Here is an 11771-nt window from a genome sequence, read left to right as displayed (position 1 = left end):
AACACAGCGAAAGCCCCGCAGGCTTCTATGGAATATATCACGACGTCATTTTGAAAAGTAAAGGGGCCAAGGCCCGGAAATGCCGTGAAATATGAAAAATTTGTTACAAAGATTATCGAAATGGATCAAAAGTTAACACATTGTTAACATTTTGCTAATAAAACTGTAATATCCGTTAAGTATGATTGAATCAGGAAATCCTTATCATATAAGGGATATTCTCTTATAGGGAGGGTAAGAAACAGATGGATATTTTGAATATCACCCCGCATTTTGAGAAAGCAATGGATGTAGCCGCCTTGAGGCAGCAGGTCATTGCGAACAACATTTCAAACGTCAACACCCCGGGCTTTGCTCCCTCAAAGGTCTGCTTTGAGGACGAGCTCAAGAAGTGTATGACTGCCAAGGAAGACAAGGACGGCTTCCAGGTGGTCTGCGACTTCTCCGACGACGACCTGGGGGTGAAGGGAATGCCCACCGATGAGAGTAAGGTGCAGCCCGCAGTGATGAAGAGCGGCTCCTCGGTGGACATCAACCAGGAGATGGTCGATCTCGCGAAGAACGGCGTGATATTCGAAGCCCTCACGTCGCAGGCTTCAGGAAGGTATTCCGGCTTCAAGTACATCATAGAGAACTTCGGCCGTTAAGTGACAAGGAGAGGAGGAAGACCCCATGGATAATCTTTTCAAGGCGATGGATGTTGCCGCCACCGGGATGTCTGCAGAGCGCTTCAAGCTCGATCTCATCTCGGACAACATTGCGAACGTGAACACCACCAAGACCAAGGACGGGACTCCCTATCTGAGAAAGATGGCAGTGATTACGCCCAAGGATGCCCCCGAGTTCACTCTTCCCTGCGGCCTTGGCGATGACGAGCCCACCGCGCCGGCTTCCGGTGTCGAGGTGGCAGGATTCCAGGTGGACGCCTCTGAGAACGGCCTCAGGTACGTCTACGACCCGAGCCATCCCGACGCGATCAAGGAAGGGAAGTACAAAGGCTACATAGCCATGCCCAATATCAACATCATCACGGAGATGACGGAAATGATGAAGGCCACGAGGGCCTTTGAGGCCAACTCCACCATCATAGAGTCGGCAAAATCAATGGCGATGAAAGCACTCCAGATGGGTAAGGGATAACCATTCTATCGTGAAGGGAGGAGAGAGAGATGTCCGTTCCTTTTGAAGGAATAGCCCCCATAAACACCGCCAGCATGTCTCCCATGTCAACGGGGATGCAGGTCGGAAAATCACTTTTCGCAAAGGAAGAGGAAGGCTCCAAGTTCGAGAACCTTTTCGCCAATTACATGAATACGGCAAACGCGACACTCAATAAGGCCAAGGACCTTGGCGACAAGGTGGCCACCGGCGACCTGGGAAGCATACACAAGCTGTCAGTGGCCGGCATGAAAGCCGAGATAATGCTCAAGCTTACGACACAGATAGCGGCAAAGCTTTCTTCTGCAACGACGACCTTGTTCCAGATGCAGATGTAAAGAGAAACAGGAAAGCAGACCGCCCGATAAAGGCGAATATCTGAAAGAGAGGTGCTTCATATGGCGACGGGAATACAGACAGGGCTTAAGACGGGTTCCGCTCCCCTTCCCACTGGCGCGCGCCCGGGAGGCCCCGGCGGCTCGCCTCTTCAAAAAGCGATGGATATCCTGAACAAGCTTACCCCGCAGCAGAAGATCATAGGCATTGTGGCAATCGTGCTGATCGTGGTGGGTGTTATCTCGTTCTCGGTGTACAGCAAGGCCTCGGCCTTCGTGCCCCTTTACGAGACAAAGCTGTCGCCCACCGACGTGAAGCAGATTACCATGAAGCTCACCGAGATGGGAATAGATTACTCCGTTGCCGAGGGCGGCGTCGAGATCCTCGTCCCCCCCGGAATAAGGAACAAGGCCAAGATGCAGCTTGCAAGCTACGGCCTGCCGCTCCGCCCTCTCAAGACACCCGAAGAGGGAGGCATGACACCCAAAACGGCTGCCGACAAAGAGTATGACCGCCAGATGACTCTTGAGGCCGATCTCACCGAGTCCATACGCCAGATCGAGGGCGTGGCCGATTCGTATGTCAAGATCGTGAAGCCCAACAAGGATTACTTCGGCGACGAGAACAAGCAGACCACCGCCGCGGTGATGGTGAGGCTCCAGCCCGGCGCGCGGCTCACCACAAGCCAGATAAAGGGCATTGTCCATCTCGTGGCCTTCTCTGTCGAGGGGCTTGATCCCAAGAACGTGAAGGTCGTTGACACCAAGGGCTTCATCCTGAACGAGAACCCCACCATTGCCGGCAATGACTCCGATCCCGCCGTGATGACCTCCCAGCAGCAGGACAAGAAGGTGGCCTTCGAGCAGACGCTCCAGCGCAAGGTCCAGGGCCTTCTTGATGACACCCTCGGCCCCAACAAGGCAAAGGTCGTCGTGAACGCCACCCTCGACTTCTCCTCGAGTGAGACGGAGACCTACAAGGTAGGCGGCCCCGGCAACACCTCGGGCGTCGTGAAGGAAAAGGAGAAGATTGACACCGAACTCTTCACTTCATCGCCTGGTGACAAGGCCACCGGCGGCACCCAGATGGCTTTCAAGGGCACCACAGGCGGCGGCGACGGCGCCAATTACAAGAAAGTTGACAAGACCGTCATCTACAAGGCGGATCAGGTGAAGAAGAGGACCGTCACGCCTCCCGGAAGGGTCGAGAGGATCACGGCGAGCGTGATGGTTGACAACCTCAAGCCCGAGCAGGTGGCAAAAATTCAGCAGGTCGTGAAGGACGCCATCGGCATCGACGATGCCCGCGGAGACTCCGTGACGGTGGCAAGCCTTCCTTTCAACCATGCCATATTTGATGACATCCGCCAGGAGATGATGGCCCGCCCCGTTGCGGCATCCAAGGCGCCAAGCCCGGTAAACGCTGCTTATCTGCCCTATATCACGGGCGGATTCATGGTGCTCCTTCTTATCCCCGTGCTTGTCTATATGCTTCGTCAGAGAAGTGTGCAGGTGGAGAAGTCCAAGCTTATCCTTGCCACGGGCCCCGGTGCCACCGCCAGCGATATTTCCGATCTCATAAGCGACAAGGTGGGACGCTCGACGGCCCCGCCCGACACCAAGATCAACACGACGGAGCAGCTGGAGAAACTTGCCAAGGAGAAGCCCACCAAGGTAGCGGAGCTCCTCAAGAGCACGTGGCTTGCTGAAAAAGAGAGGTGATAGTCGATTACCACCTCCAGTCTTTCGGCAAAACAAAAGGCGGCAATACTTCTTGTCTCCCTGCCTCCAGATGTATCGGCGCAGATTTTTAAGGAGTTCGGTCCGGAAGAAGTTCAGGCAATAAGCCTCGAGATATCGAAGCTCCCCCAGATATCGCAGGATATGCGGGCGAAGGTGATTGAGGAGTTCCTCACCACCTCTGACATACCGGGTCTTCGCGAGCAGGCGGCCCAGATGGGAAGTTTCCCCACCCAGGCAGTGCCTGCCGCGGCTACAAGGCGTGTCGGTGGTGGATTCACCACGAGGGACACGAGGGGGGGAGCAAGGCAGCGTCCTCTGGATTTTCTCAGGAACGTGGACCCCAGGCAGCTGCTTGCCCTTGTGAGGAAAGAGCATCCCCAGACCATTGCCCTTGTGCTCTCCCATCTGCAGGCGTCCCAGGCCTCTGCCGTCATCTCGGAGCTTCCTTCCCACATGCAGACCGAGGTGGCGCGGCGGCTTGCCGAGATAGGGAGGATCGCCCCTGAAGTGATCCAGGAGGTGGAGAAGGTGCTGGAGAGCCGCCTCTACTCCATCGTGGAGGGAGAGGCCTTCGGTGATGCTGACGGGAAAGAGGCCCTCGTGGAGATCCTGAGCCAGTCTGACCGCTCCACCGAGGAGAAGATCATCACGGGCCTCACCAAGAAGAGCCCGCACCTTGCGAGCGACATTAAAAACAAGCTCTGCGATTTCGAGGATCTCAACAACATAGACGACAACTCGCTCCAGCAGGTCCTCCGCCTCACCGATATAAGGGATCTTGTGCTGGCCCTCAAGGGTGCCAACAGGGAGCTTTCAGAAAGGATATATAACTGCATGACGCCGGAAGTGTCCAAGGCCCTCCGCGACGACGTGGATTCCCTGGGCTCGGTGCCCTGGGAGGAAATCAAGGCGGCGCAGCAGCAGATCCGCAATATCCTGCGGGGGCTTGTGACCCTCGGCAAGGTGAAATTCCGCTAGCTTTTTGAGGTACAATGCGATGAGGTGAACCAGGTGGGTCTTATCAAGCAACACAAGATAACCACCGAGGGAGCCGCCGACAAGGCCCCCCCTTCCGGCTTATCCCCAGCGAAATCAGGCATTCTCAAGGGAGGGACTTACTCAACCTTTACTCCCCCCGGCGTTGCCGATGACGCTTCTTCAGCATCGCCTGCCGGCATCGAGGAGCCCAAGCCCGCCGTTGCCCAGCCCCAGGCGCCGCAGAAGGCCAGGGAGCCTGTCAAGGACGAGGAAGCCACGCCCCTTATCGAGGAGGCACCCGTGGAGCCTCCCCCGCCGCCTCCGCCCCAGCCCCAGATGGATAAGATCATCATCGAGGAGGCCGAGAAAAAGGCCGAGGAGATCATCAAGAAGGCCCGTGCTGAGGCAAAGAAGCTCATCGAGGAGACAAAGCTTTACAGCCAGTCGGCCTTCTCGCAGGCCGAGCGCGACGGCCTCCAGAAGGGGAAGGAAGACGGCTTTGAAGCGGGGCGCGAGGAGATGAGCAACCTCATCAGGGAGGCAAAGAATGTCCTGGAGCAGGCCATGAAGGAGCGTGAGCTTCTCCTTCGCTCCATTGAGCCCGAAGTGGCCAAGCTCGCCATAAGGATAGCCGAGAAGATCATCAAGTTGCAGCTTGAGACAGACCCCGAGATCGTGGTGAGCATGATCCGGGCTGCCCTCGAGACGGTGAAGCAGCGTGACGAAGTGATTATCAAGGTGAACCAGGAGGATTACGAGTACGCCAAGGGCAAGAAAGACATCTTTGCCTGCATGGTGGAAGGCCTGAAGACCCTTGACATAATCGTCGATCCCGGCGTGGACCGCGGCGGCTGCATCATCGAGACCAACCTGGGGAACGCCGATGCAAGGATTGTCACGCAGATCCATACCCTTGAGCTTGCCTTTGAAAAGGTGGAAAAGGACAAGAACGATGCAGCAGCTGGACCAGTTCAAAATTGATTTCGCGCCTTATTACAATGCGCTCGACACGACGCCCCTCGTGAAGATGCACGGGAAGGTGACGCAGGTCATCGGCCTCACCATCGAGTCAGAGGGGCCCCAGGTGCAGGTCGGTGAGCTCTGCCATATTTTCAAAAAGGGGACTCTTGACCCGGTAAGGTCTGAAGTGGTGGGATTCAAGGCCAATAAGGTCCTTCTGATGCCCATCGACGACATGGCCGGCATCGGCCCCGGCTGCGAGGTGAGGGCCACGGGGCGCTCCCTCACCGTCAAGGTGGGACCCAAGCTCCTGGGGCGCATTCTGGACGGCCTGGGGAACCCCATCGACAGTAAGGGGCCCATTGAGTATGAAGAGGAGTACTCAATCTACAACAACCCGCCAAATCCCTTCACGAGACCCTCTATCAAAGACCCTCTCTCCCTGGGAGTGAGGGCCATTGACTCACTTCTCACCTTCGGCAAGGGCCAGCGTGTCGGTATCTTTGCAGGCTCCGGCGTGGGAAAGTCCACAACCCTCGGCATGATTGCAAGAAACACCACCGCCGATATCAACGTGCTCGCCCTTGTGGGTGAGCGCGGAAGAGAGCTCCGCGACTTTATTGAGAAAGACCTGGGTGAGAAGGGCCTCGCGCGCTCCGTCGTCGTGGTGGCCACTTCAGACCTGCCGGCACTTGTCCGTATGAAGGGAGCCTTCGTGGGGACCACCGTAGCCGAGTATTTCCGCGACAAAGGGCGCGACGTGATGCTGATGATGGACTCCGTGACACGCTTTGCCATGGCGCAGCGCGAGGTCGGTCTCGCAATCGGCGAGCCTCCCGCCACGAAGGGCTACACGCCCTCGGTGTTTGCCCTCCTGCCGAAGCTCCTTGAGCGGACAGGCACCTCGAAGGACGGGTCCATTACGGCAATCTACACGGTCCTCGTCGAAGGCGACGACATGAATGAGCCCATCGCCGACACGGTGCGCTCCATCCTGGACGGCCACATCGTGCTCTCCAGGAAAATTGCCCATGAGAACAGATATCCCGCCATTGACGTGCTGCAGAGCGTATCCCGTCTTTTCACGGCCGTTGCGAAGAAGGATCACCGGGAAGCGGCGGGGAGGCTCCGCGATGTGCTTTCCACTTACAAGGATAATGAGGATCTCATCAATATCGGCGCTTACAAGGACGGCTCAAATCCCAAGGTGGACTACGCAAAAGCCATGATAGACAGGGTGTATGCGTTCCTGAAGCAGGGAGTTGATGAGCCTGCGAATTACGAAGACACCATCAACACGATGAAGCACCTGATGGGCGTGGAGTAAAGGAGGAGATCTCTCAGATATGGGGAGAAAAAGGTTCAGGTTCAAGCTCCAGAGCGTGCTGGAGATCAAGGTGAAAATGGAGGACGAGGAAAAGAAAAAGCTCGCCGACCTCGTGCAGCTCCAGGCCCGTGAGGAGCAGGTCCTCCAGCACCTCCAGCACACAAGGCAGCAGAGAATACTGGAATTCAAGGAGAAGCAGGGCACGGGGGGAATCGACGTGACGGAGCTCCAGATGTACGCTTACACCATCGAGAAGCTCAAGAACGACATCATCAACCAGCAGCTCCGCCTGAGGGAGATTGCCATCAAGGTCGAGGAGCAGCGCCAGGCCCTCATCAAGGCCACGCAGGAGAAGAAGATATATGAGAAGCTCAAGGAAAAGCAGCAGCAGGTCTTCACCGACGAGGAGGAATACGAGGAGAAAAAGCTCATTGACGAGCTTGCGACGATAAAATTTGCCCGTGAGAAGATATGAAGATGAGCGTGTCACCTAGAAAGGAGGATGACTATGTCAATCTATGAACGGATGTCATCGATCAATCTGAGGATGCAGGCAATTCAGTCCCATTTCGGCACCATGAACCTGAACTCCGTGCCGAACCTGGGAGGCGTGGGGAATCTCCAGGGAGGGCCGCCCTGCCTGAATCCCCCCTCAACGCTCACTTTTGAGCAGATCCTGGCCTCAAAGATGGGGGGTACTGCCGGGTGCACCGGGCCTTCACAGGCGCCTTACAGCGGCTCCGAGAAGGATTTTGAAGGCATCGTGAAGGACGCTTCCTCGCAGTTTGGCGTCGATGAGGACCTCATAAGGGCCGTCATCCGCCAGGAGTCGGGCTTCAACCCTGGCGTACGCTCCAAGGCGGGTGCCATGGGGCTCATGCAGCTCATGCCCGAGACGGCGAAGGATCTGGGCGTCGCCAATGCGATGGACGCGAGGGAGAACGTCTTCGGCGGTGTCAAGTACCTGAAGCAGCTGCTGGACCGTTATGACGGCAATACGACCAAGGCGCTCGCCGCTTACAACGCGGGGCCGGGGAATGTTGACCACTACGGCGGCGTGCCTCCCTTCCAGGAGACGCAGCATTATGTCGAGAACATTCTCTCCATGTACGGGGAGTATAAGAAGAAGAGCTAAGGGCCTTCACGCATGAAGCCCATTCAAAAGATGAGGAGGAACGGCGATGGATAACAACATGATCGGCTCAATCCACAATACAAAGGCGCGGGAGGCCAAAGGCAAGACCCGTGACGGGGGAACCGACGAGGACGTGGAGCTTTTCTCGCAGCTTCTCGAGGAGCGCACGCAGAAGATTGACCGCGACGTCAAGGAGCCCTCGCAGGAGGAGATATATTCCGACAAGCGCGAGAAGGAGAAGGCCGATGCCAGCGAGGAGCTGAAAAAAGCCCAGGGGAAAGCGGGGAAGCTCTCCGCTTCGAAGGAGGCCCTCTACCACCTGGCGTCAACGGACCGCTCGACCCTCTCGCTCTCCCAGAAGAGTGCCATGGGCCTCTCTTCCGAGGGGCTGCCCAAGGGGATGGCAGCCGACGAGTTCAGCAGCCTGATGTCCTCCCGGCATATGAAGATGGATGACCTCTCCCCCTCGGACCGCGCCTCCCTTGCCTCCAAGGGCTCCAGGGGCGAGGTGGAGAAATTCCTTGACACCCTTGTGAAGGAAAAGGGGAAGGTTTCCCGCGAGGGGGCAAAGACGGGCGCTCCAGGAGCCCCTGTCACTCAGGAGGGCCCGAGAGAGGCCACTGAGGCCGGCACCGGGGTTGCCGCGAAAACGGAGGAATCAGATGCCGCCGAGCGGAGCGTGAAGCGCGAAGAGGTGATAAAGCAGATCATCGAGCATGTCGAGCTCAGGAATATAGGGAACAGGACAGAGCTCACCATCAAGATGAACCCCCAGTTCCTGGGCGCTCTCAGGCTCAAGCTCTCGCTTGACGGCGAGAAGGTCTCGGCGGAGTTTCACACCGAGTCCAAGCTCGTGCGCCAGGCCCTCGAGGAGTCCCAGGAGGAGCTCACGGGGGCCCTCGAAAAGAACGGGATCAAGGTGGGGAAAGTGAAGATCAATCTCGTGGAAGAGCTTTCCTGAGAGGGAGTGAGAGTTTACAATCTGGATACAAAGTGTTAACATTTTGGCAATATGGGACTGATACAATAAAAATGGCACCACTGAGCGATTTCAGTCGCAAAAGAGAGGAAAACGAAAAGAAATATTTGATGATAACGGAATTCACAAGGGGGTGAAACGGGGATGGCAGCCCCGCGGCAGAGAAAAAAGCATGACTTCAGAAGGAGGAGCATACCATGTTTGACATGAACAACCAGGCCAGCAATATCATGAACAACCAGCAGATGATGAATACCTATTTCAACAATCTGCAGAACCAGTTCACCCCCGGCTTCAAGGCCGAGGCCGTCAATTTCAACGATCTGATGGGATCCACCGGGAGCTCGGGCAAGGCCAAGAAGAAACAGAACAGCATCATCTTTACCCAGGGCGCCATCTCCCAGACAGGCCGCATGTATGACCTCGCCATCAACGGGAGCGGTTTCTTCAACCTGTCTGACGGCGTGAACACCCATTTCAGCCGCGACGGCCGCTTCGTGCCCTCGGCAGAGGGCAAGCTTGTCCACGAGGCTTCAGGAATGAAAGCGAAAGCCTTCAAGCTCGATGCCCAGGGGAATATCTCGGGCGGCCTCACCGACATCGACATGAGCCTTGACCCCGCCACGCAGAAGTTCATGGGCCAGTACGACAACTTCAGCTTTGACAGCTCGGGCAAGATGTACGGCGAGCGCACCATCAGCGATCCCGTCACGGGCCAGCAGGTGAAGGAGACAGTGCCCATCTACCAGATGGCCCTCTCAAGCTTCGCCAACCCTTCGGGCCTTACCCGCTCCGGCACCACCACCTTCTCCGAGTCGGAGACCTCCGGCAAGGCCGTGCAGGGCGTGTCGGGCCAGGGAGCCCTGGGACAGGTGGTACCGAACAGCGTCGAGCTTGCCAATGTGGATTATGCCCAGCAGGCAGCGGCGATCGGTATGGCCAAGATCAATTACAACGCCAATTTCGCCGCTTTCAGGGCGATGGACAAACTGCTGGAACAGGCCATCCAGCTTGTGAAATAAGGGGTCGGCGCTTCTTTTCTCTCAATGGACAAATGGGACAAACTGTGGTATAATAGCACGATAAAAGCGAGATACGGTCCCATGCGGCCGAGAGGAGGAACGCCTCTTGCGAGACAAGGATCCGGCCTCCTTTGATGACGTCATGCGCGCCACAGGGGGGGCCTCCAGGCCAGGGCAGTACGGGAAGGCAGACCGTTACGATTTTAAAAAAGGTGAGAAGCTCACCAATGACCAGGAGCGGTTTGCCAAGCAGATATTTGGAACCTTTGCGGAAAACATGATGATTCACCTGGGCACGCTCCTTCAGGCCCGTGTCCAGGTTGAGCTTGTAAGTGTCAGGCAGAGAAATTACCAGTCCTTTATCAATTCCCTGCCCGATCCGACGGCGATTTACGTGTTCAGGATAGATCCTGAGACACGGGGACTCCTGTGCCTTGATTTCTCCCTGAGCTTTGCCCTTTTAGACAGGCTCATGGGGGGAAGAGGCGTCCCCCTCGAGGAGGTGCGCTCCTTTACTGACCTTGAAAAGGCGGTGATACTGAAGCCTATCTCCAAGATACTCGAGGGCTACACGGCAGCATGGAAGGATGTGAGGGAGTTTATCCCGCAGTTCCTGGAGATGGACTTTAACCCCATGGCAGTCCATATCGTGACGCCCAGCGAAATGATGGTGGTGATCAGCTTCCAGGCCTATATCGCCCAGGCAAGGGGGGCCATCGATCTCTGCGTCCCCTTCCGCCACCTCAAGGACAGCATTCCCCGTTCCAGCTTTGATGAGTTCCTTATATCCAAGCCCACCACCACGACGCAGGCTTCCTCCCCCTCGGTGACACCCATCTTCGCCCGGGGAATCGAGGCGGCGAAAGTCCCCGTCGTAGTGGAACTCGGAAAGGCCGAGCTCATGTTCCAGGATCTCCTCTACCTGGAGGTGGGGGACTGCATCAAGCTCGACGTGGAGGTCACTTCGCCCCTCAAGGTGAAGATCAACGAGAAAACAAAGTTTCTTGGCCGTCCCGGCACGAAGGACAACAGGATGTCAGTGCAGATAACCAAAGTTGTTGGCGAAGGAGATGAAGAATTTGAGTAGCGAGGGCGTATATGGGAAAAACGGCGGCCAGCCGACAGTGCGGTCAGTGCAGTTCGGGCAGATTGAGGGAGGGGGCGCCCCGGGCGGGGCACCGAGCAGCATCGACCTCCTCAAGGATGTGCCTCTCGTGGTGCAGGCCGAGCTGGGCAGAACCAAGATGCTCGTGAAGGAGATCCTGAAGCTCGGCGTCAACTCGGTGATAGAGCTTGAAAAGGAGGCGGGCGAGCCTGTCGATGTCCTTGTCAATAACAAGATGATTGCCCGCGGCGAGGTCGTTGAGATTGACGGAAACTTCGGCGTGAGGATCACCGAGATCCTTAACCGGTAGCAGGAGCGTTCCCTGCCTATTCCAATGAAGTGTGAGGTGCCTTGAAGAGCCAGATGATGAGCCATCGCGCCTTTGTCCTCCACTGGGCTGTTGCAGTGGCCCTGGTGCTGCTTTCCTTTACCTTTGCCCTCGCCTCATCGCCGACGCAGGAAGCGGCCGGTCCCTCACCCCAGGCTCCCGTATCATCGCTCCCGGCAGCCTCGCCGGAGACTCCCTCCGCAGAGCCCTCCTCGCCCCATGCGACTCCCTCCGGAGAGGCAACCGAAGTGAACTGGCTCGACGAGGCCGAGAAAGGGACACCCCGCGACAGGGAGATCCAGGGAAGCTTCTACCACAGGATAGGGCTCACCATTTTCGCCCTCGTCGTCGTGAGCATCGTCATCTATCTCTTTCTGCGCCTTGTTTCCATGAGAAGAATATCTATCCCCTCGATAGGGATCCAGACAAAGATGATCAAGGTGGTGGAGCGCCACCTGCTGCAGCCCCAGAAGGCCCTTTACCTTGTGGATGTGGCGGGCAAGTTCGTGCTCATCGCCGTCACCGATAACCAGGTGGAATACCTGACGGACCTGGAGCCGTCAATGGTGAGTGAGCGGCAGAAGGAGATCGAAAGGGACGCGGCGCAGCCGCCCGCGGGGAATTTTGTGCTCCCCCCGGCTCTTTCCTTTCTCAACAAGCTGATGCTTGACAAGAAAAACAAGGAAGAGGCGTCTTAGAAT

The 11771-nt window shown here is 57.0% G+C and carries 14 protein-coding genes; all 14 read left to right on the top strand.

What is annotated here, in order from left to right:
• The first annotated feature begins 245 nt into the window (after positions 1 to 245).
• The 14 genes from flgB (at position 246) to RDV48_09255 (ending at position 11768) form a co-directional block, all read left to right on the top strand.
• Complete coding sequence (gene flgB, locus RDV48_09320) at positions 246 to 647, top strand: flagellar basal body rod protein FlgB (GenBank protein MDQ7822979.1); 402 nt, start codon at positions 246 to 248, stop codon at positions 645 to 647.
• Between the two features lie 25 nt (positions 648 to 672).
• Complete coding sequence (gene flgC / locus RDV48_09315; protein MDQ7822978.1) at positions 673 to 1140, top strand: flagellar basal body rod protein FlgC; 468 nt, start codon at positions 673 to 675, stop codon at positions 1138 to 1140.
• A gap of 29 nt (positions 1141 to 1169) precedes the next feature.
• On the top strand, positions 1170 to 1496 hold the full coding sequence (locus RDV48_09310) for a flagellar hook-basal body complex protein FliE (GenBank protein ID MDQ7822977.1): 327 nt from the start codon (positions 1170 to 1172) through the stop codon (positions 1494 to 1496).
• A 60-nt stretch (positions 1497 to 1556) separates the two neighbouring features.
• Complete coding sequence (gene fliF, locus RDV48_09305) at positions 1557 to 3215, top strand: flagellar basal-body MS-ring/collar protein FliF (protein ID MDQ7822976.1); 1659 nt, start codon at positions 1557 to 1559, stop codon at positions 3213 to 3215.
• A gap of 6 nt (positions 3216 to 3221) precedes the next feature.
• On the top strand, positions 3222 to 4214 hold the full coding sequence (gene fliG, locus RDV48_09300; GenBank protein ID MDQ7822975.1) for a flagellar motor switch protein FliG: 993 nt from the start codon (positions 3222 to 3224) through the stop codon (positions 4212 to 4214).
• A 33-nt stretch (positions 4215 to 4247) separates the two neighbouring features.
• Positions 4248 to 5195: a FliH/SctL family protein gene (locus tag RDV48_09295; GenBank protein ID MDQ7822974.1), complete on the top strand. Its 948-nt coding sequence runs from the start codon at positions 4248 to 4250 to the stop codon at positions 5193 to 5195.
• Positions 5167 to 6501, top strand: a complete 1335-nt coding sequence (gene fliI, locus RDV48_09290) for a flagellar protein export ATPase FliI (GenBank protein MDQ7822973.1) — start codon at positions 5167 to 5169, stop codon at positions 6499 to 6501. The genes RDV48_09295 and fliI overlap by 29 nt, the downstream gene beginning before the upstream one ends.
• 19 nt (positions 6502 to 6520) lie before the next feature.
• Positions 6521 to 6976, top strand: a complete 456-nt coding sequence (gene fliJ / locus RDV48_09285) for a flagellar export protein FliJ (GenBank protein ID MDQ7822972.1) — start codon at positions 6521 to 6523, stop codon at positions 6974 to 6976.
• A 33-nt stretch (positions 6977 to 7009) separates the two neighbouring features.
• On the top strand, positions 7010 to 7636 hold the full coding sequence (locus RDV48_09280) for a lytic transglycosylase domain-containing protein (protein MDQ7822971.1): 627 nt from the start codon (positions 7010 to 7012) through the stop codon (positions 7634 to 7636).
• Positions 7637 to 7682: 46 nt separating this feature from the next.
• Positions 7683 to 8597 (top strand): flagellar hook-length control protein FliK, encoded by a 915-nt coding sequence (locus RDV48_09275; protein MDQ7822970.1) that lies wholly within the window; start codon positions 7683 to 7685, stop codon positions 8595 to 8597.
• Between the two features lie 215 nt (positions 8598 to 8812).
• Complete coding sequence (locus tag RDV48_09270) at positions 8813 to 9637, top strand: flagellar hook basal-body protein (protein ID MDQ7822969.1); 825 nt, start codon at positions 8813 to 8815, stop codon at positions 9635 to 9637.
• Positions 9638 to 9743: 106 nt separating this feature from the next.
• On the top strand, positions 9744 to 10724 hold the full coding sequence (locus tag RDV48_09265) for a FliM/FliN family flagellar motor switch protein (GenBank protein ID MDQ7822968.1): 981 nt from the start codon (positions 9744 to 9746) through the stop codon (positions 10722 to 10724).
• Positions 10717 to 11052 carry a flagellar motor switch protein FliN gene (fliN, locus tag RDV48_09260; protein ID MDQ7822967.1) on the top strand — a complete coding sequence of 112 codons (336 nt, stop codon included), beginning with the start codon at positions 10717 to 10719 and terminating at the stop codon, positions 11050 to 11052. The genes RDV48_09265 and fliN overlap by 8 nt, the downstream gene beginning before the upstream one ends.
• Positions 11053 to 11105: 53 nt before the next feature.
• Positions 11106 to 11768 carry a flagellar biosynthetic protein FliO gene (locus RDV48_09255; protein ID MDQ7822966.1) on the top strand — a complete coding sequence of 221 codons (663 nt, stop codon included), beginning with the start codon at positions 11106 to 11108 and terminating at the stop codon, positions 11766 to 11768.
• Positions 11769 to 11771 lie beyond the last annotated feature (3 nt).

The sequence above is a fragment of the Candidatus Eremiobacterota bacterium genome, from assembly GCA_031082125.1.
Taxonomy (GTDB): domain Bacteria; phylum Vulcanimicrobiota; class CADAWZ01; order CADAWZ01; family Ess09-12; genus Ess09-12.
Note: the sequence above shows the minus strand (reverse complement) of the source record. Positions and strands in the feature narration are given on the sequence as shown.

Excerpts from the sequence above, each read along its gene's own strand:
- fliI (MDQ7822973.1), top strand. The coding sequence starts at position 5,167 with ATGCAGCAGCTGGACCAGTTCAAAATTGATTTCGCGCCTTATTACAAT.
- fliJ (MDQ7822972.1), top strand. The coding sequence starts at position 6,521 with ATGGGGAGAAAAAGGTTCAGGTTCAAGCTCCAGAGCGTGCTGGAGATC.
- RDV48_09270 (MDQ7822969.1), top strand. The coding sequence starts at position 8,813 with ATGTTTGACATGAACAACCAGGCCAGCAATATCATGAACAACCAGCAG.
- fliF (MDQ7822976.1), top strand. The coding sequence starts at position 1,557 with ATGGCGACGGGAATACAGACAGGGCTTAAGACGGGTTCCGCTCCCCTT.
- flgC (MDQ7822978.1), top strand. The coding sequence starts at position 673 with ATGGATAATCTTTTCAAGGCGATGGATGTTGCCGCCACCGGGATGTCT.
- RDV48_09275 (MDQ7822970.1), top strand. The coding sequence starts at position 7,683 with ATGGATAACAACATGATCGGCTCAATCCACAATACAAAGGCGCGGGAG.
- RDV48_09280 (MDQ7822971.1), top strand. The coding sequence starts at position 7,010 with ATGTCAATCTATGAACGGATGTCATCGATCAATCTGAGGATGCAGGCA.
- flgB (MDQ7822979.1), top strand. The coding sequence starts at position 246 with ATGGATATTTTGAATATCACCCCGCATTTTGAGAAAGCAATGGATGTA.
- RDV48_09310 (MDQ7822977.1), top strand. The coding sequence starts at position 1,170 with ATGTCCGTTCCTTTTGAAGGAATAGCCCCCATAAACACCGCCAGCATG.
- RDV48_09255 (MDQ7822966.1), top strand. The coding sequence starts at position 11,106 with ATGATGAGCCATCGCGCCTTTGTCCTCCACTGGGCTGTTGCAGTGGCC.